Genomic DNA, 19,448 nt, shown 5'->3' with positions numbered 1-19,448 from the left:
GGGACCGTCCGGCTCAGGGGTTGAGGCCCTTGCCCTGCAGCCAGCCCAGGGGGTCGATGCCGGCGCCGCCGGGCGTGTGGACCTCCATGTGCAGGTGCGGCCCGGTGACGTTGCCGGTCGCGCCGACGCGGCCGATGACGTCGCCCGTGGAGACCTTCTGGCCCGCGCTGACGTTGAGCGAGGACTGGTGGCAGTACCAGATCTCCGTGCCGTCCTCGAGTTCGAGCACGGTGCGGTAGCCGTACGCGCCCGCCCAGCCGGCCTCCTTGACGGTGCCGGTGTGCACGGCCTTGAGCGGGGTGCCGGTGGGCGCCGCGAAGTCCAGGCCGGTGTGGTGCCCGGAGGACCACATGGAGCCGGCGTCGCCGAAGTGCGAGGTGAGGGTGTACGAGGAGGTGGGGATGACGTAGCTCTTGGCGAGCTTGGCCAGGCGCTCGGCCTCCGCCTTCGCCTTCTTGGCCTCTTCTTCCTTCTTCTTCTTGGCGGCGGCCTTGGCCTCCGCCTCCTTCTCGGCCGCCTTCTGCTGGGCGGCGGCGTCCTCGGCGGCCTTCTTGACGGCGGCGTCCTCGGCGGCGGCCCGCACGGCGGCGTCGGCCTGGTGCTGCTGGTTCTCGGCCTGCTCCATGATGCGGGCGCGCAGGGCCTCGCCCGCGCCGGTGGTGCCCTGCTCGGCGTCGGCGGCGCTGACACCGGCGGCGGTGAGCGGGGCCGCGGCGGTCACCGCGGTGGTGTCCGAGGCGTGGTCGTCGGACATCAACGAGCCCACGCCCGGCAGGGACTTGGCCTCCGGCAGCGAGTCCGCGACGGCGGAGACGCCCGGCAGGTCGGGCATCGAGATGGAGACCGGCGGCTTGCCGTCCTGCGCGGTGGCGATGCCGCCCGCGCCGACGGCGGCTATGACACCCACGCCGAGGACGGTGGAGCTGCGGGCGAGCCCGCCCCCGCCCTTCTTGTGCACACGGTGCCTGCCGCGGACGGGACGGACGGAATCCTCGGTGGGGTTCCACTCCTCGAAAGAGCCCTCGTCGTACGCACCGAAGTCGTCGTCATTCGATGGGTACACGGCTTGGGGGGCAGGCCGGTTGGACGCCACTGGGGCGCACTCCTTTCCTTCCTTCTCGCCTACCGGGTTAGCTGACGGGTTCGGAGCAGGAAGGTCTCCTACGAACATCCGGCACGGAGGCACAGATGCCCGATTCACCCCAAGTTGGTGGTTCCCCGGCTCCCTTGCGGGATTAGGCGCGTGCGCACGGAGCCGCCTCTAGTGACGGCTGGGACGACCGCGCTGCGTTATCGAACGTTAATAGACAGCGCCTCCGTATTCCAAGCCGTTCCGGTTGATCGTTAACGCTCATCGGGCGTACACAACGGGACACGGAGGTGCGGACCGGGGCGAGTCGACCCCGCGTCCTCAAACACCGGAACTCCACATTCCCTTGACAGTGCGTCAGATGTTATGCGGAGTGGTGTACGTCAGTCACCGGCGGTGACGTCCGGATCCCCGGCGACCGGCCTGCGCACCGCGAGCAGCGCCATGTCGTCCGTCATGCCGCCCCCGGTGTGCCGCCGCACCTCCTGCGCGAGCGCGGCGAGCAGCGCGTGCGGACCGCCGCGGCCCGGGAAGATGCGCCCGCCGAGCCGGGCCGCCGGATCGTAGAAGGCGCCCGCCTCGTCCCGCGCCTCCGACAGGCCGTCCGTGTAGAAGAGCAGCAGCGCGCCGGGCGGGAAGTCCGACTCGTCCGCCCGGTCCGGCCAGACCCCCAGGTCGCCCATACCGAGCGGCAGCGCGGGCTCGGTCGCCGACAGGACGCACAGCCGCCCGTCGCCGCGCAGCAGCAGGGGCGCCGGGTGCCCGCGGTTGATCAGCCGCACCGTGCCCTCGCCGTGCCGGATCTCGGCGAGCACGGCGGTGGTGAACCCCTCGAACGCGTCGAGGCCGTCGCGCCGGGTGCCCTCGCGGGCCAGCGCCCGCTCCAGGCGCTGCGCCACGGCCTCCAGGGTGGCTTCCTGCTCGGCGGCCTCCCGGAAGGCGCCGATGACGACGGCGACCGCCGCGACGGCGCCCATGCCCTTGCCGCGCACGTCGCCGACGATGAGCCGTACGCCGTGCGGGGTGTCCTGCACCGCGTACAGGTCGCCCCCGATGAACGCGTCGGCCTGCGCCGCCTCGTAGCGTGCCGCGATGTCCAGGCCGCCGATGCGCGGGTCCGGTTCGGGCAGCACGGCGCGCTGGGTGGCCTCGGAGATGGAGCGGGCGATGGCGAGCCGGTCGTTGCCGCGCCGCACGACGCGGTTGATGACGATCGCGAGGGCGGCGACGGTCACCACGGTGATGACCTCGGTGACGGCCTCGACGTGGCTGCTGACGGAGTTGCCGTAGTGCAGGAAGAGGACCGCGCCGGTGGCCGCGGCGCCGGTCAGGACGGTGTTCAGCCGCGAGTAGAAGGGGGCGGCGATCAGCGGGGCCGCCGCGAAGAGGGGGGCCGCGGTGAAGTCGGGCGGTGTCGACGCGTCGTAGATGACGCCGAGGACGAGCAGCAGGAGCGGCAGGGCACGCACGAAGGCCCGTTCGTGCGGGGTGGTCCCTGCGTCGTCGGTTCCTCCTCGCTGCCCCACCGCTTGTCTCCCGCCGGCTCCGCGCCCATGACCGCGCTCCATCCAGGGTTCCCGGAGCGGGGGGAGGCTGCGACCTGGTGTGGGCCGACCGGGTTACGGCCGGGAAAACACCCGAGGCCGGGAAGCTGATGCTTCCCGGCCTCGGGCCTTCAGTAGCGGGGACAGGATTTGAACCTGCGACCTCTGGGTTATGAGCCCAGCGAGCTACCGAGCTGCTCCACCCCGCGTCGGTGAACACAACACTACGCCATCGGAAGGGGTGCGTCGAACCACTTCAGGCGTTGTCGGCGTGCGTGAGGGTCTCCCAGGCCACGAAGAGGTCGTCCGTGCCCTCGGGCCGCCGCTGCTCGGTGTACCTCTCGGTCTCCGGCATCGCCAGCTTCAGCCGCCCCCGCAGGTGGTTCAGGCCGACCTCGGTGTCGGGCCCCATGTCGCGCTGCACCTTGCCGCCGCACAGCCAGCCCGGTGCCGCGGCGCCCAGCTGGTACTTGGCGTGGAACTCGAAGGCGGCCCGCAGCCGGTCCTTGACCTCGCCGTACAGGTCGACGCCCTGGTGCCAGGCGGTCTCCGCCATGTGCGAGGTGGCGGCCAGCGAGTAGCTGGCGTGCTTGAAGTTGCGGCAGGTCTCCTGCGAGAGCCCGTCGGCGTAGGTGCCCTGCCCGAACCAGTACTTCTTCAGCTCGGCCGCGGTGTCGATGCCGCTGCCCTTCGGGGAGACCGGGAGCTTGCCGTCCGACTCCAGGTAGAAGTAGGCGGGCACCCGCGCCCTGAAGTGCTGCACGGCCTTCTCGAAGGTGGGGTGGTCGTCGAGGAAGACGGCCATGGACATGGTGGCGTCGGCCATCACCAGGTCCCAGTTGCCGTTGCGCTCGACGGAGCCGTCCTTCACCTGGGGCAGGTAGGCGTTGCGCAGCATCCGTTCGAAGCGCAGCAGTTGTCCGTCGCTCCAGCCGTCGTACGTGTAGCGCACGGCCTCGGCGGCGCGGGCCCAGGAGGAGGCGGCCCAGGCGGTCTGCAGCCCGGCGTTGTCCTCGGTGTGCCGGGTGATCACCTTCGACCAGGCGTCCATGATCTGCACGGCCTTCTCGGCGTGCGCGCGCTCGCCGGTGATGTTCCAGAGCAGCGCCTGGGTGTACGCGGCCAGGGCGTCCTCGCGCTCCTCGACACAGCCCCGTCCCGGGCGGGTGTCGGGCGGGCACTCCACGACGGCGTAGGGCTTCGCCCGGTAGCCGGCGGCCGCGTACTTGCTCCGCCGCATCTGCTCGTACGCCGTCGTCCAGGGCTGTTCGCGGGCCCGGACGTGTGCGCGGACCCGGTCGAGCTGCTCCTTGCCGACGAGTACGCCCGGGTGCTCGAAGGCCAGGTCGAGCGGGCGGGCCGCGGCCGTGCGGGTGCCCTGACCGCCGGTGCCGCCGCCTCCGCAGGCCGCGGCGAGGGCGACGAGGAGGGGCGCGAGGAGCAGCACGAGGACGCGCCTCCTCCTGCCCTGTACGGCTGCGGCCATGCTGCACCTCCATCTCCCCCCTGCCTCCCCCCACCCTGTCCCGCCCCCACCCCGACCGCACGACCAAACTGCTCCGTTCGGACGCCGGAGGGACGGGTTGGGGGGGTGCGGTCGGGGGGTACGGGGACGCCCGGGGCGCCGAAGGCGCCGTCAAGCGGCGCGGCGACGGCCCGGGGCGCCGAAGGTGCCGTCAAGGGGCGCGGGGAACTGCGCGACCAGCCACAACAAACCCGCAGCCGCCCCCCCCTCCCCCGGAGGGCACACGCACCGGCGCCCCGCCGAGCCGAAGCAAGGCGGGACGACACGGCACGGGACGCCGAACCCCCGTAAACCCCCGGAGGGATTACGCCGCGGTGGTCAGACCGTCCCGCCCCTCCGGCTCCACCACCCGCTCCCGGCCCCGGCCCCGGTCCCGGTCCCGGTCCCGGATGAGGACGACCGCGAGCACCGCCGCCACGAGCACCCCCACCGCCCCGCCCCAGAAGCTCGCGGACATCGCCCGCGTGAAGGCCTCCCGCGCCGCCACGGCCAGCGCACCGTCGCCGGAGGCGGCCGACAGCGCCAGCGCGTCGGAGACCGAGTGGGCGGCCCCCGCGGGGGCGGAATCGGGCATCGCCCCCGCATAGGTCCGGGAGAGCACCGCCCCGAGGACGGCGACCCCGAGCGCCGCCCCGGCCTGCTGGACGGTGTCGTTGAGGGCGGACCCGACCCCCGCGTGCTCCCCGGGCACCGCGCTCATCAGCGCGGCCGTCGCCGCCGGCATCGCCAGACCGCCGCCGACGCCGATCAGGACCATCGCCGCGGAGAGCATGCCGAACCCGGCGTCGGAGGGCAGGGAGGCGAGCGCGGCGAACCCCGCGGCGATGACGGTCAGCCCGGCCGCGGTCATCGGGCGGTTGCCGATCCGGTTGCCGAGCGTCGCGCCGATCCCGTTGAAGGCGAGCGTGGCGACGGCCATCGGGGCGAAGGCGAGGCCGGTCCTGGCCGGCGAGTAGCCGAGGACGAACTGCAGGTACTGGGTGAGGACCAGCATCAGGCCGCCGTTGGCGAAGGTCAGCAGGACCAGGGAGAAGCTGGCGCCGCTGAAGACGCGGTCGCGGAAGAGGGAGAGCGGCACCATCGGGGAGTCGGTGCGGACCTCCCAGATCCCGAAGGCGCCCAGCGCGAGCACCGCGACGGCGAGCGAGATCTGCGTGGCGCGGTCCCCGAGCCCGGACTCGGCGGACTCGATGATCGTCCACACCAGCGCGGTCATGCCGACCGTCGAGAGGACCATGCCCAGCGGGTCGGCCTTGCGGGCGGGGCCCTTGGACTCCGGCATCAGGACGAGCGCCGCGACGACGGCGAGCCCGGCGATCGGGACGTTCATCAGGAAGACCGCGCCCCACCAGAAGTGGGCGATCAGGACGCCGCCGAGCACGGGCCCGCCGACCAGGCCGACCACGGCGACCGCGCTCCAGGCGCCGATCGCCTTGCGGCGCTCCTCGTCGTCGAAGACGGTGATGAGGATCGACAGCGTGCTCGGCATGATGAGCGCGCCGCCCACACCCATCAACACCCGCCCCGCGATGAGCTGTTCGGGGTCGCGCGCGACGGTGGCCAGGAGTGAGGCCGCGCCGAACAACGTCAGCCCCACGACCATCACGCGCCGCCGCCCGAACCGGTCGGAGAGGCTGCCCGCGGTGAGCAGCAGACCGGCGAAGACCAGGATGTACGACTCGATGATCCACTGGATGTCCTGGGCGTCCGCGCCCAGGTCCGCGGCGATCGGCGGGACCGAGACGGTCAGGACCATGTTGTCCACGACCAGGACCAGCGTGCTCAGGCAGAGCACGATCAGGATGAGCCAGCGGCGCGGGTGACGGCGCTCTTCCATCGTGGGACCTTTCCAGACGTCGGGCGGCACGGCCAGGACGTACGCCCGATGCGTACGGCGTGCTCTCGATGCGCACACTGTACGCACTGCGCACGGTGTGCGCAACGGATGACGGAACGACGGCCCGGGACGGCGCCGGACGACACCGGGCGGCAACGGGACTCGACTCGGGGTGGGTTGGCGCTTGAGCAGCCCGAACTCGCCTGCAGGACGGCGGTATCGTCATGCGCCCCAGGACGTCGTCCGTCCACCGCGACGCCTTGTACCAGTGACCGGTTGCGCCGAACGCTTACCGCCTCTTCCACTCCAGGAGTGACCAAGCATGTCAACCATCACCCAGCTCAGCGAGCTGAGCGGCGAGTACGTCCTCGACACCACCCGCACCCGCATCGGCTTCGTCGCCCGGCACGCGGTCGGCCCCCAAGTACGCGGCCACTTCGAGGAGTTCGAGGGCGACGCGCACCTGGACGGCGACGACCCCGCGAAGTCCGCGGTCCGCCTCACGCTCCGGGCCGCCAGCATCCAGAGCCACAACAAGTTCCGCGACGACCCGGTGCGCGCCAAGTTCCTCGACACGAAGAAGCACCCCGTCATCACCTTCACCTCCACCGGGGTCGAGCAGGTCGACGCGACCCGCTTCAGGGTCACCGGCGACCTCACGCTGCGCGGCACGACGAAGTCGCTGACCCTCGACGTCGAGTCGACGGGCGGCGAGAGCGACGCCCAGGGCGATGTCCGGGTCGGCTTCAAGGGCAGCGCCGAGATCGACCGCAAGGACTGGGGCGTGCGCGCGAACGCCGTGGACACGCTGTTCGTCGGCGCCAAGGTGACGATCGAGTTCGAGGTCGCGGCGGTCCGCAAGCCCTGACGGGCCGATTCCCGGCCGCGCGAACAGCCCGACGCGAACAGCCCGACGCGGACGGCCCGGCACGAACGGCCCCGCACGGACGGCTCGGGCCCCGGTCGCGTACGCCACGACCCGGGCCCGAGCCGTCCGTCGTACGTCCGTCGTCCGTCTGTCGTCCGTCCGTCGTCCGTCCGTCGTCCGTTGCGGCCGCCCCGCCCCCGCGCCCGTGTCAGCCCGTGTCAGCCGCCCCCGTACCCGTGTCAGCGGCGTGACAGCCCCGTGTCAGGCCGCGCCGCGACGGTAGGCACATGAAAACTTCGGCGATCGCGGTCTCGGGACTGCGCAAGGCATACGGCGACAAGGTCGTGCTCGACGGCATCGACCTGGACGTCGCCACGGGATCGGTCTTCTCGCTGCTCGGCCCGAACGGGGCCGGCAAGACGACCACGGTGAACGTGCTCACCACACTGCTGCGGGCCGACGGCGGAACCGCGTACGTCGCCGGCCACGACGTGGCGACCGCGACCCGGCAGGTCCGCTCGGCCATCGGCGTGACCGGTCAGTTCGCCGCCGTGGACGAACTCCTCACCGGCCGCGAGAACCTGCGGCTCGTCGCGGACCTCAAGCGGATCCGCTCCGGCCGGCAGGTCATCGCGGACCTCCTGGAGCGCTTCGAGCTGACGGAGTCGGCCGACGCGCCGACCTCCACGTACTCCGGCGGCATGCGCAGGAAGCTCGACCTGGCGATGACGCTGGTCGGCAAGCCGCGGATCATCTTCCTCGACGAGCCCACGACGGGCCTCGACCCGCGCAGCCGCCGCACGATGTGGTCCATCGTCCGCGACCTGGTGGCCGAGGGCACCACCGTCTTCCTCACCACCCAGTACCTGGAGGAGGCCGACCAGCTCGCCGACCGGGTCGCCGTGCTCGACCAGGGCCGCCTGGTCGCCGAGGGCACCCCTGCCGAGCTCAAGCGCCGGATGCCCGGCACCCACGTCCGGCTCCGCTTCGCCGCGCCCGCCGAACTCGACGCGGCGGCCCGGCTCCTGCCCGACGCCACCCGCGACGACGAGGAGCTCGTCCTGCGGGTGCCCAGCGACGGCCGCTCCCGCTCCCTGCGGGCCCTGCTCGACCGGCTCGACGAACACACCCTCGACGCCCAGGAGTTCTCGGTGCACACACCGGATCTCGATGACGTTTTCCTCGCCCTGACCGGGCGCCCCACCGCGGAGGCGATCGCCAAGTGAACGGATTCTCGACGGCCCTCGCCGACTCGGCGATCATGCTGCGCCGCAACCTGAAGCACACCACCCGCAACCCGGTCACGGTGTTCAACGCGGTCCTGTTCCCCCTCGTGATGATGCTGATGTTCGTCAAGGTGTTCGGCGGCGGGTTCAGCGTCGGCGACCAGTACGTCGACTACGCGACGCCGGGACTGCTCGTGATGGCCATCTGCTACGGCCTCGGCGCCACCGCCACCTCCGTCAACGCCGACATGACCAACGGCGTCATCAACCGCTTCAAGACCATGGACGTCTCCCGCGGCGCCATCCTGACCGGCCACGTCGTCGTCACCACCGTGCGCTGCCTGGTGGCCTGCGCGGCCATCGTCGGGTTCGGCTTCGTCCTCGGCTTCGACCCGGGGGCCGGCGCCCTCGGCTGGCTCGCCGCGACCGGCCTGCTCGTCCTGCTCGCCGTGGCGACCAGCTGGCTGACCGTCGCCATGGGACTGGCCGCCAAGAGCCCGGAGTCCGCGGGCATGGCCACCGTGCCGCTGATCATGCTGCCGTTCCTGAGCAGCGCGTTCGTCCCCGCCGACACCATGGGCGCCGGGGTGCGGCAGTTCGTGGAGTACCAGCCCTTCACCCCGATCATCGAGACCCTGCGCGGGCTGCTGCTCGGCGGTGGCGTCGCGCACGGCGACGCGATCGCGGCCGTCGCCTGGTGCGCCGGGATCGCCGTCCTCGGCTTCGCCTGGGCGCTCGCCACGTTCAGGAAGCGAGCGTGACCTCGACCAGCTCGGACCAGTCGGCCCGCGCCCCCTCTCGCGCCGCCTCGGCGAACTTCGCGTCGCCGAGGCGGCGCCGCGCCGTCTCCTCGATCCGCGCCGCGTCCGGGTGGGAGCGGTCGGGCAGTCCGCGCACCGCCGTGCCCGCCGCGAGCAGCCGCACGGCCTGCGCGTCCCGGCCCTGGCGCAGCGCGAGGTCGGCGACGCCCACGAGCACCTGCGCGACCGACTGGGTGTAACCGGCCCCGGCGGCCGCCGCACAGGCCGCCGCGCGGTGCGCCCTGCACTCCGCCAGGTCCTCGGCGAGATAGCCGAGCAGGTCGTGCGTCGCCGCCCGTACGTGCTCCACCTCGTCGCCCAGCACCTCCCGCGCCACCTCCAGTTGGCGGCGCGCCTCCACGGCGTCGCCGTCCCACCGGGCCAGGCCCGCCTTCGCGAAGGCCAGGTCGGCCAGCGCGTCCGGCCAGGTGACGCCCCGCGCGCACCGCTCGGCCTCGGCGAGGGCCGCCGCGACGGCAGCCCGGTCGCCCAGCAGCCAGTGCAGCTGCGCCTGCCGGGCCCGCATCCGGATGACGTCCTCGGCGGCGCCGACCGCGGAGACCACCGCGATGGCCTCCTCGTAGTGCGCGCACGCGGCCGCGAAGTCCCCGCGCACGGCGATCCGTTCCGCCAGCTCGCTCAGCGCGAAGTAGATCCCGTACCGCTCGCCGAGCGCCCGGAACTCCGCCAGCGCCGACTCCAGGCAGGCGTCCGCCTCCCGGCCCTCCGCGCCGCCGAGCCCGAGCACGATCCGCGCCTTGCCCAGGTGCAGCCGGGCGAGGGCCCGCACCCACGGGTCCTCGTCGGCGAGCAGCGGCTCCCACGCCGCCCGGAACGCGCCGGGCGCCGCCAGCATGCGCTCCAGCGCCCCGACGAGCCCGAGCAGCGGATAGCGGTGACCGCTGCGCCCGCTGAACTCGCACGCCTGGTGGATCCACTCCGCGGCGTCGTGCTCGCTGCCCCGCCCCGAGCTGACGAACAGCACGACGATCGCGTACGCCATGGCCCGCACGTCGTCGCCGACCTCGCCCGGCACCCGGGTGGCCGCCAGGAGCAGCTCGAAGCCCTCAGTGCGGTGGCCGCCGAGCCACCAGTACCAGCCCGCGCCCGCCGCGAGCCGCATCGCCGCCTGCGCCTCGCCCGCCGCGAGCGCGCCGCGCATCGCCGCGCCGATGTTGACGTGCTCGGTCTCCAGCCGGGCCAGCCACTGAAGTTGCTCGGCGCGGCGCAGGTGCGGGTCGGCGGCCTCGACGAGTTCGGTGAAGCAGGCCAGGTGCGCGTGGCGCGCCAGGTCCGACTCGCCCGCCTCCGCGAGCCGTTGACCCGCGTACTCCTTGATCGTGCCGATCATCAGGTAGCGCGGGGCGGCGTCGCCCTCGGCGCGCAGCAGGGACTTCTCGGTGAGGGCGGTGAGCAGTTCGAGGACCTGGTCCTGCGCGACGTCGGGGCCCGCGCAGACCCGCTCGGCCGCCGCCAGGTCCGCGCCGCCGGAGAACACCGACAGCCTGCGCAGCACCGCCCGCTCGGCGTCGCTGAGCAGCTCCCAGCTCCAGTCGACGACCGCGCGCAGCGTCCTGTGCCGGGGCAGCGCGGTCCGGCTGCCGCCGGTCAGCAGGCGGAACCGGTCGTCCAGGCGGTGGGCGAGCTGGTCGAAGGACATGGTGCGCAGCCGGGCCGCGGCCAGTTCGATGGCCAGCGGCATGCCGTCCAGGGCGCGGCACACCCGGACCATCGTCGCGAGGGTCGCGGCGTCCGGGGCGAGGTCCCTGCGCACCGCCCCGGCCCGGTCGCGCAGCAGCCGGACGGCGGGTGCGGCGGCGATCTCGGCCGGGCCCGCGTCGCCCGGCGGCAGGGCCAGCGGCTCCGCCTGCCACAGCGCCTCGCCGGTGATGCCGAGCGGCTCCCGGCTGGTGGCCAGGATGCGCAGCCGCCGGCACTCGCCGAGCAGCCGGTGGGCGAAGACGGCCGCCGCCTCGACGACGTGCTCGCAGTTGTCCAGGACCAGCAGGGTCTCGCGCTCGCGTATCGCGGCGACGAGGCGGTCGGCGGGTTCCGCGTTCGGGGCGCCGCCGAGCAGGGAGTCGCGCAGGCCGAGCGCGGCGAGGGTGGCCTGCGCCACGTCGGTCACGTCGCCGTCCGCGCCGAGCGCGGCGAGCTCCACCAGCCAGGCGCCGTCGGGGAGTTCGCCGGCCAGCGTGCGGGCGGTCTCGGTGGCGAGGCGGGTCTTGCCCGAGCCGCCGGGGCCGATGACGGTGGTGAGGCGGTGCGCGGATATCAGTCCGCGCACGGCGTCGAGGTCGGCTTCCTTGCCCACGAACGACGTCAGCTCGGCGCGCAGGTTGGTCCTGCGGCCCTCGGGCGCCGGGGCGGCCTTCTCGCGCCCCAGCTCGCCGCGCAGCAGCGCCACGTGCAGGGCGGCGAGCTCCGGCGACGGGTCGACGCCCAGCGCGCCGGCCAGCTCCTCGCGGGTCCGCTCGTACGCGAGGAGCGCCTCGCTGTCGCGGCCCGCGGCGGCCAGGGACCGCATCAGCGCGGCGGCGAGCCGCTCCCGCAGCGGGTGCGCGGCCACCAGGTCGGTCAGCTCGGTGATCATGCGGGCGCCGTGCCCGAGGGCGATCTCGGCGTCGACGCGCTCCTCGGTCGCGGTCAGCCGCAGCCCTTCGAGGCGCACGATCACGGCGTCGTACGCGCCGCTGCCCTGCAGCCCGACGTCCTGGAGGGCGGCGCCGCGCCACAGGCCGAGCGCCCGGCCCAGCACCCGCGCCCGGTGCTCGGGGTCCTCGCCGTGGGCCCGGCCCTCGGCGAGGAGCCGCTCGAAGCGGACGGCGTCGACGGCGTCGGGCGCCACCCGCAGCCGGTAGCCGTCCGGCTGTCCCTCGACGGCGCCCTCCGGCAGCAGTTTGCGCAGCCGGGACACCAGGCGCTGCAGCGCGTTGGTCGCGTCGGCGGGCGGATGCTCGCCCCAGATCCAGTCGACGAGCACCGCCCTGGGGACCGCGTGCCCCGCCTTGAGCCCGAGCGCCACGAGCAGCCCCCGCAGCCGCGCCCCCGGCACGTCGACGACGGCCCCGTCGCCCGCACGCACCTCGAATGACCCCAGTATCGCGATCTGCACCCGCTGAGTTTGCCATCCGCGCCAGCGGGACGGGCCGGGGAACGAGCAAGCGCCCGGGGCCACCGAAGTGGACCCGGGCGCTGCGCGGCGGACCGGGGGCGTACCCCCGTGTCCCCGGCGGTAGACCGTGTGGGACTCGAACCCACAACCAATGGATTAAAAGTCCACTGCTCTGCCAATTGAGCTAACGGTCCTCGGCGGTGCACCCCCGAGCATAGCGGGACGGGCCCCGCCATCCGATCGGGTATCGCCGTCGAGGGCCGGTCGAGGGCCGGTGCCGCTACGGATCAAGGGGTTCCACATGGCCGGCGCGGGCCGCGGTGCGGGCCCGGGTGCGCTCGTGGTCGGGGTTGAGGAACCAGTGCCGGGCCGAGGCCTGCCACCACAGGGCGGCGAAGCCGAGGACGGCCAGGACGGCGATCGGGGCGTAGTTGAAGGTCTTCCAGGTGACCGGCGAGACCTGCGGCAGCATGAAGAGGACCGTGATCACGCCGACCCAGGCCACCGCGACGATGCCGACGGGGCGCGACCAGCGGCCCAGGTGCCAGGGCCCGCGCTCGAAGGCCTCGCCCTTGCGCACCCGCAGCAGCGTCGGCACGACGTAGGCGATGTAGAGCCCGATGACGGCGATCGAGGTCACCGCCGCGTACGCCGTGACGTTGATCAGGTACGGCAGGCCGAGCACCAGCGCGCCGAGCGCGGCCAGCCAGACCGCGGCCACCGGGGTCCGCGTGCGCGGGCTGACCGTGTGCCACACGTGCGAGAAGGGCAGCGCGCCGTCCCGCGAGAAGGCGTAGATCATGCGGGAGTTGGCGGTGACGGACGCCATGCCGCAGAAGAGCTGGGCGCCGATCACGACGAGCAGGAGCAGCTTGCCGGCCGTCGCCCCGAGCGCGTCGAGGAGGATCTGCGCGGGCGGCGCGCCGGTCGGGGAGTCGAGGGCGCCCTGGTACGACTGGATGGCGAAGGTGAAGCCGAGCAGCAGGACGAACCCGGCGATCCAGGAGGTCCAGATGGACCGGACGATGCCCCGGGGGCCCGCCGTGGCGGCGTCGTGGGTCTCCTCCGTCATATGGGCGGAGGCGTCGTAGCCGGTGAAGGTGTACTGCGCCATCAGGAGGCCGATGAGGGCGACGTACAGCCCGCTGCCCCACCCCGTGTTGTTCACGAACTCGGTGAAGACGAAGGACGCCGACTTGTGCGAGTCCGGCGAGAACGCGAGCGCGCCGACGATCAGGGCGACCCCGCCCACGTGCCACCACACGCTGATGCTGTTGAGCAGCCCGACGATGCGCACGCCGAAGGTGTTGAGCAGGCCGTGCAGCACGAGGATCGCGGCGAAGAGCATGATCGTGCGTTCCTCGGTGACCGCGAAGTCGAACTGCAGGTTCAGATACGCGCCCAGGAACGACGCGGCACCGAAGTCGATCCCGGCGGTCACCGCGACCTGCCCCAGGACGTTGAACCACCCCGTGAACCACGCCCACGCGGCGGCGGACCGGGCGGGCGCCAGCCGGTACGCCCAGAAGTAGAGCCCGGCGGAGGTGGGATAGGCGGAGCAGATCTCCGCCATGGCGAGCCCGACGAAGAGCGTCATGAGCCCGACCCCGACCCAGCCCCAGGTGATCAGGGCGGGCCCGCCGGTGTTCATCCCGAACAGGTACAGGGTGAGGCACCCGGAGAGCACCGAGATGATCGTGAACGAGACGGCGTAGTTGGAGAACGCGGACATGCGCCGCGCGAGCACCTGCGTGTACCCGAGCTGCGCGAGCCGCTCCTCGTCGGAGCCGGGGGCGGGCCCGGCGGACGGGGCGGGCCCGGCGGACGGGGCCGGCTCCGCGGGCGGCGGCTGCTTCCGTGCACCCGATTCACTTGTCATGCCCCCAGCAATTCCCGGCCCGGGGACCCACCATGCGCCGGGCGGGGCCAAGAATCCGCCGGGCCGCGAGGGACATCGGTACGCCACCTGCGATACGCCGAAGGGCCCGTACGACGTGGAGGTCGTACGGGCCCTTCGGTCAGGTCAGGTCAGGCCGGGGCGGCTAGCGCTCAGCCGTTGCGCTTCCAGCGCGGCTTGTCGTCGCGGCGGCCGAACGAACCCGTGCTCGTGCCGGAGCCGGAGCGGTCGTCGCGGCGGTTGTACGACGGGCGGTCGTGGCCGCCGGAGCGGAAGCCGCCGGAGGGGCGGTCGTCGCGGCGGTCACGGTTGAACGGACGGTCGCTGCCGCGGTGGCCGCCGGAGGGGCGGTCGTCGCGGCGGAAGCCGCCGCCACGGTTGTCGTCCCGACGGTCCCGGCTGAAGCCGCCACCACGGTTGTCGTCACGGCGCTCGAAAGAACGGCCGCCACGGTTGTCGTCACGACGCTCGAAGGAACGCCCACCGCGGTCGTCACGACGCTCGTCACGGCGGAAGCCACCACCACGGTTGTCGTCACGGCGCTCGAAAGAACGGCCGCCACGGTTGTCGTCACGACGCTCGAAAGAACGGCCGCCACGGTTGTCGTCACGACGCTCGAAGGAACGCCCACCGCGGTCGTCACGACGCTCGTCGCGACGGAAGCCGCCACCACGGTTGTCGTCCCGACGGTCACGGCCGAAGCCGCCACCACGGTTCTCGTCGCGGTTGAAGCCGCCGCGGTCGCCCCGGCGGTCACGCTCGTAGTTGCCGCGCTCGTCACGCTGCGGACGGCGGTTCTCGTACGAGGAGGAACGCTCCTCGCGGACCGGACGCTCGGCGGCGACGGGCTGCTCCGGCACCGACACGGCGGCCTCGACGACCGCCTCCGCGGCGGCGGTGGCCTCGGCGACCGCCACCTCCGGGTCGTCACCGCGCTCGCGGGCGGCACGCGCGGTGAGGCGGTCGGCCTCCTCGCGCAGCTCGGCGGCGCGGCGGGTGGCGCGCTCCAGCTCCTTGGTGAGGTCCTTGACCTCACGCTCGGCCTGGGTCGCGGCGTTGCCCGCGGAGTCGGCCTGCACCTCGGTCATCGAACGGGCGCCGGTGATCTCGGCGACCTCCGGGTCGAAGGTGCCGCCGCCGTTGATGATGTGGCGCGTGGCGTCGACGCCCGCGTCCTCCATGAGGCGGAAGATCTGGCGGCGCTGGTGCGGCAGCGACAGGGACACGACCGTGCCGGAGCGGCCCGCGCGAGCGGTACGGCCGGAGCGGTGCAGGTAGTCCTTGTGGTCGCCGGCCGGGTCCACGTTCAGGACCAGGTCGATGCCGTCGACGTGGATGCCGCGGGCGGCGACGTCGGTGGCGACCAGCGCGTTGACGTAGCCGTCCTTGAAGTCCGCGAGCGTCCGCGTACGGGCGCCCTGCGTCATGCCGCCGTGCAGCGCGTCGGCCTTCACGCCGGAGTCGCGCAGCTGCTCCGCGATGCGGTCGGCGCCCAGCTGGGTGCGGACGAAGATGATGGTGCGGCCCTTGCGCGCGGCGATCGCGGCGGTGACCGGCGCCTTGTCGCGGGGCTTCACGATCAGGATGTGGTGCGTCATGGTCGTGACGTTGCCCTGGGCGCTGTCGACCTCGTGCGTCACCGGGTTGTTCAGGTAGCGCTTGACCAGCGTGGAGATCTCGTTCTCCATCGTGGCCGAGAACAGCATGCGCTGGCCGCCGGCCGGGACCTGGTCGAGCAGCTCGGTGACCTCGGGCAGGAAGCCCAGGTCGGACATCTGGTCGGCCTCGTCGAGGACGGCGACCTCGACGTTCTCCAGGGAGCAGGCGCCGCGGTTGATGATGTCGCGCAGACGGCCCGGGGTGGCGACGAGGACGTCGACGCCGCGCTCCAGGGCGTAGATCTGGTTGCCCATCGACGTACCGCCGCAGACGACCTTCATCTTCAGGCCGAGGACGTCGCCGTAGGGCTGGAGGGCGTCGGCGACCTGCATCGCCAGCTCGCGGGTCGGGGTCAGGATGACCGCGCGCGGCTTCTTCTTGTCGGTGTGGCCACCGGCCAGGCGGGCCAGCGTCGGCAGACCGAAGGAGAGGGTCTTGCCGGAGCCGGTGCGGCCGCGGCCGAGGATGTCCTTGCCGGCCAGGGCGTCCGGGATGGTCGCGGCCTGGATCGGGAAGGGGGTGTGCACGCCGTTGCGGGCGAGCTTGCGGACGACGCCCTCGGGCAGACCCAGGTCGCCGAAGGTGGTCTCGGGCTCGGCGTCGGCGTCGGCCTCGGGGGCTTCGGCGGCGGCGTCGGCGGTGACCTCGGTGACGTCCCCGGCCTCGGCGGACTCGGCGGCCTCGACGGTCTCGACGGCCTCGGCGACGACCTTCACGGCGTCGTTCTCGGCGGTCTCGACGGCGTCGGCCGTCTCGTTCTCGGGCAGGACGGCGTGGTCAGAACTGAAAATGGACATGCGAAATGCGAAACCTTCCGGAGTCTCGGCACGCGCCCGTCAACTCCGTGATTTCGCAATGGACCGCCTCTATGCGGTCAGCCACGGCAAGGGAGAGTACGCGCCACGCGGCGCTCTTCTGTGGCGGCGCCGGGCAAATGGGATCAAACGATCTACCACCATACGCACCCACCACCCCAGATGGCAAACCGCCCCCTTCCGACAGGTGCGCCCCGGCGCTCCGGGACGTCCGCGAGGAGCCCGACCGCGGGGCACGGCGAAGCCCCCGCAAGGGCACGGGACAGCCGCCCGGAGCCCGCGAAACCCCCCGCCACCTGGGCCGACGCGTCCGACCGCGCGGCCGTGCGCACCGGCCGGGAGGCCCGCCCCCCGTACGTGACGAGGGTCACCGGAAGCCACCGGACGGGCCACGCCTACCGGGGCCCGGCGTGCGGCGACGGCTCCCGGCGCACGACCTCCGCGTCGCGCCGCTGCAACTGCGCGTCCTGCCCGCCCGAGCCCTCCGACGAGGACGGCTCCGGGGTGGTCGGATCCGGCGTCGGGGTCGGCGTGGGGCGGGGCGGATCCGGCGTCGGGTCGTCCCGCGTCGGCGTCGGCTTCGGCCGCGTCGGCGTGGGTCTGCCCGGCCGGCCCGGCTTCGACGGCTTCGCGGGGGCGGACGCGGAGGAGGACTCCGAGGGCTTCGCGCCCTGGGCCGACTTCCCGCCCTCGTGCGCCTTCGTCCCCTTGCCGCCCTTGCCCTTCCCCCTGCCGCCGCCCTTCTTGCCGCCCCCGTCCTCCCGGTCGCCGCCGGACGCGACGTCACCGCCCTGGGTCACGGGACCGCCGTCGGGCGCGGCCGCCCCGCTGCGCTGCCCTGCGGAGCGCCCGGGGCCGGGGGCGTTCCCGTCGTCACCGACGCTCATGCAGCCCGCGGTCGCCGCTACGGCCACCGCGACCGCGGCCCAACGGACGGGAACGTACAACTGGCGCACGGCCGAGCACCTCCTGAGGCGCTGAGAATCGAGACGCCCTGCCCAACTCCCGCGGCCCGCAAGAGGACACGGACGTCCACCCCCGCCCACCCGACCCCCGCACACCAGGCCGGACGGCCTCGCTCACCCGTACCCGAGCGCGTGCAGCCGGGCGTCGTCGATCCCGAAGTGGTGGGCCACCTCGTGCACCACGGTGATCTCCGTCTCGGCGACCACCTCCTCGCGCGACGCGCACATCCGCAGCGTCGGGCCCCGGTAGATCGTGATGCGGTCGGGGAGCACCCCGGCGTACCACTCGCCCCGGTCGGTCAGCGGCGTGCCCTCGTAGAGCCCCAACAGCTCGGGATCGTCGGAGGGCGGCTCGTCCTCCACGAAGACGGCCACGTTGTCCATCAGCCGCGTCAGCTCCGGCGGAATCCGGTCGAGCGCCTCGCCGACCAGTTCCTCGAACTCCTCGCGCGTCATCTCCAGCACACCCCCATTGTCGGCCACGCCCCCGGCCGCGTCCCGGCATACCCGCCTGCGCACTTGGGCATACGGGACCAATGGCCCGCGACGTCCGAGTCGTCCTCCGGGGCGTACGCAGGGCCGGCAGCGCCCTCGTAGGCCGCCTCCGCGCTCGCCGCACCCGGCCCGCCGACACCCTGGCGGGGCCGCCCCGCAGGCCCCTGGCCGCGGCGCTGGGCCTGGTCGCCGTCGTCGTGCTCGGCGCCTGGCTCGGCCTGCTCGTGCTCGGCAGCGTGCGCGCGCCGGTCGGCCCGATGGACACCCGTATGACGCTGCGCCCGTCCGTGTCCGGCGGCACGAGGATCGACGTCTCGCCGCTGGGCGCCCTGGAGCTGGACTCGCACGTGGCGCCCCTCCGGCTGGACGTCGACGTGGACCGCCTGGACCCGGTCCGCTCGCAGGCCCTGGTCGACCACCCCGAGCGGCTCGCCGGGCTGCAGGAGGAGGTCGCGCGGGACGTCGGCCACGGCACGCTCGACCTCGCCGCGCGCTCCTGCGCCGCCGTCGTCCTCGGCGCCACGGCCCTGGGCCTCGCCGTCTACCGGCGCCCCCGTCGCGCGCTCGCCGCGGGCGGCCTCGCCCTCGTGCTCCTCGCGGCGTCGGGCGGCGCCGCGTACGCCACCTGGAACCCGAAGTCCGTCCTGGAGCCGAAGTTCTCCGGCCTGCTCAGCAGCGCCCCCTCGGTCGTCGGCAACGCCCGCAGCATCGTCAGCGAATTCGACATCTACCAGCAGGAGTTGGCGCGCCTGGTCACCAACGTCACCAAGCTGTACGACGCGACGTCCACGCTCCCCGCCTACCAGCCGGACCCCACCACCATGCGGGTCCTGCACGTCTCGGACATCCACCTGAACCCGGCGAGCTGGAAGATCATCTCCTCGCTCGTGGAGCAGTACGACATCGACGTCATCGTCGACTCGGGCGACACCATGGACCACGGCTCGGCCGCCGAGAACGGCTTCCTCGACCCGGTCGGGGACCTGGGCGCCCCCTACGTGTGGGTGCGCGGCAACCACGACTCGCGCACCACCCAGCGCTACCTGGAGCGGTTCAAGAACGTCCACGTCCTCGACGACGGCCGGGCCGAGACCGTCGCCGGGCTGCGCCTCGCGGGCATCGGCGACCCGCAGTACACCCCCGACCGCTCGGAGAAGGCCCAGGGCGCCTCCGTCGAGCACATGGCGGGCATCCGGCTCGCGTCCGCGCTGCGCGCCGAGCGGGCGGCCGGCACCCCGGTCGACGTGGCGATCGCGCACGACCCCACGGCGGCCAGGGAGACGGACGGCGAAGTGCCGCTGGCCCTAGCGGGGCACCTCCACCGCCGGCAGATGGAGGTCATGGAGGGCGGGACCCGGCTGCGCGTCGAGGGCTCGACGGGCGGCAGCGGGCTGCGGGCCGTCGAGGGCAAGTACCCCGACCCGGTCGAGGCCTCGGTCCTCTACCTGGACCGTACGACCAAGCGGCTGCAGGCCTGGGACGAGATCAGGCTGGGCGGGCTGGGCCTGACGAAGGCCGAGGTCAGCCGCCACCTCCCCCAGGAGAACCGGCCCGGCGCGCCCGTCTCGACGCCCCCCTCCACGACCTCCCCGTAAACCGTTTTGGCGATAGC

General features: G+C 73.3%; 13 protein-coding genes, 2 tRNA genes and 1 riboswitch. Of the genes, 4 read left to right on the top strand and 11 right to left on the bottom strand.

The window, feature by feature from the left end; all coding sequences use genetic code 11:
* Positions 1-13: 13 nt before the first annotated feature.
* The 5 genes from ACFYXE_RS18690 to ACFYXE_RS18670 all read right to left on the bottom strand — a co-directional run bounded on the left by ACFYXE_RS18690 (position 14) and on the right by ACFYXE_RS18670 (position 5,996).
* Positions 14-1,093: a M23 family metallopeptidase gene (locus ACFYXE_RS18690; RefSeq protein ID WP_389313595.1), complete on the bottom strand. Its 1,080-nt coding sequence runs from the start codon at positions 1,091-1,093 to the stop codon at positions 14-16.
* Positions 1,094-1,104: 11 nt separating this feature from the next.
* Positions 1,105-1,252: riboswitch (cyclic di-AMP (ydaO/yuaA leader) on the bottom strand.
* A gap of 221 nt (positions 1,253-1,473) precedes the next feature.
* Positions 1,474-2,658, bottom strand: coding sequence for a PP2C family protein-serine/threonine phosphatase (locus tag ACFYXE_RS18685; RefSeq protein WP_389313593.1), 1,185 nt, complete (start codon positions 2,656-2,658; stop codon positions 1,474-1,476).
* Positions 2,659-2,769: 111 nt separating this feature from the next.
* Positions 2,770-2,843, bottom strand: a tRNA-Met gene (locus ACFYXE_RS18680).
* A 47-nt stretch (positions 2,844-2,890) separates the two neighbouring features.
* Complete coding sequence (locus ACFYXE_RS18675) at positions 2,891-4,120, bottom strand: alginate lyase family protein (protein ID WP_389313591.1); 1,230 nt, start codon at positions 4,118-4,120, stop codon at positions 2,891-2,893.
* 343 nt (positions 4,121-4,463) lie between these two features.
* Positions 4,464-5,996: an MFS transporter gene (locus ACFYXE_RS18670; protein WP_389313589.1), complete on the bottom strand. Its 1,533-nt coding sequence runs from the start codon at positions 5,994-5,996 to the stop codon at positions 4,464-4,466.
* A 322-nt stretch (positions 5,997-6,318) separates the two neighbouring features.
* On the opposite strand from ACFYXE_RS18670, the gene ACFYXE_RS18665 reads away from it, so the two are divergent.
* From ACFYXE_RS18665 to ACFYXE_RS18655, 3 genes are all read left to right on the top strand, one after another.
* Complete coding sequence (locus ACFYXE_RS18665) at positions 6,319-6,864, top strand: YceI family protein (protein ID WP_389313587.1); 546 nt, start codon at positions 6,319-6,321, stop codon at positions 6,862-6,864.
* A 287-nt stretch (positions 6,865-7,151) separates the two neighbouring features.
* The gene (locus ACFYXE_RS18660) at positions 7,152-8,090 is read left to right on the top strand and encodes an ATP-binding cassette domain-containing protein (RefSeq protein WP_389313585.1); all 939 of its coding nucleotides are present in this window, start codon (positions 7,152-7,154) and stop codon (positions 8,088-8,090) included.
* The gene (locus ACFYXE_RS18655) at positions 8,087-8,851 is read left to right on the top strand and encodes an ABC transporter permease (protein WP_361179770.1); all 765 of its coding nucleotides are present in this window, start codon (positions 8,087-8,089) and stop codon (positions 8,849-8,851) included. The genes ACFYXE_RS18660 and ACFYXE_RS18655 overlap by 4 nt, the downstream gene beginning before the upstream one ends.
* Here the strand turns inward: ACFYXE_RS18655 and ACFYXE_RS18650 are convergent.
* The 6 genes from ACFYXE_RS18650 to ACFYXE_RS18625 all read right to left on the bottom strand — a co-directional run bounded on the left by ACFYXE_RS18650 (position 8,835) and on the right by ACFYXE_RS18625 (position 17,806).
* Positions 8,835-12,005: a BTAD domain-containing putative transcriptional regulator gene (locus tag ACFYXE_RS18650; protein ID WP_389313583.1), complete on the bottom strand. Its 3,171-nt coding sequence runs from the start codon at positions 12,003-12,005 to the stop codon at positions 8,835-8,837. The genes ACFYXE_RS18655 and ACFYXE_RS18650 overlap by 17 nt on opposite strands.
* Before the next feature lie 121 nt (positions 12,006-12,126).
* Positions 12,127-12,199: transfer RNA gene (locus tag ACFYXE_RS18645), tRNA-Lys, on the bottom strand.
* An 86-nt stretch (positions 12,200-12,285) separates the two neighbouring features.
* Positions 12,286-13,737 carry an amino acid permease gene (locus ACFYXE_RS18640; RefSeq protein WP_389313675.1) on the bottom strand — a complete coding sequence of 484 codons (1,452 nt, stop codon included), beginning with the start codon at positions 13,735-13,737 and terminating at the stop codon, positions 12,286-12,288.
* A gap of 317 nt (positions 13,738-14,054) precedes the next feature.
* Positions 14,055-16,358: a DEAD/DEAH box helicase gene (locus ACFYXE_RS18635; protein WP_389313581.1), complete on the bottom strand. Its 2,304-nt coding sequence runs from the start codon at positions 16,356-16,358 to the stop codon at positions 14,055-14,057.
* Positions 16,359-16,771: 413 nt separating this feature from the next.
* Positions 16,772-17,332, bottom strand: coding sequence for a hypothetical protein (locus tag ACFYXE_RS18630; protein WP_389313579.1), 561 nt, complete (start codon positions 17,330-17,332; stop codon positions 16,772-16,774).
* A 123-nt stretch (positions 17,333-17,455) separates the two neighbouring features.
* Positions 17,456-17,806 carry a metallopeptidase family protein gene (locus tag ACFYXE_RS18625; RefSeq protein ID WP_361173000.1) on the bottom strand — a complete coding sequence of 117 codons (351 nt, stop codon included), beginning with the start codon at positions 17,804-17,806 and terminating at the stop codon, positions 17,456-17,458.
* Between the two features lie 71 nt (positions 17,807-17,877).
* On the opposite strand from ACFYXE_RS18625, the gene ACFYXE_RS18620 reads away from it, so the two are divergent.
* Positions 17,878-19,431 carry a metallophosphoesterase gene (locus ACFYXE_RS18620; protein ID WP_389313577.1) on the top strand — a complete coding sequence of 518 codons (1,554 nt, stop codon included), beginning with the start codon at positions 17,878-17,880 and terminating at the stop codon, positions 19,429-19,431.
* Positions 19,432-19,448 lie beyond the last annotated feature (17 nt).

Origin of the sequence: Streptomyces sp. NPDC002564, from assembly GCF_042889645.1 — a bacterium.
Taxonomy (GTDB): Bacteria; Actinomycetota; Actinomycetes; order Streptomycetales; family Streptomycetaceae; genus Streptomyces.
Note: the sequence above shows the minus strand (reverse complement) of the source record. Positions and strands in the feature narration are given on the sequence as shown.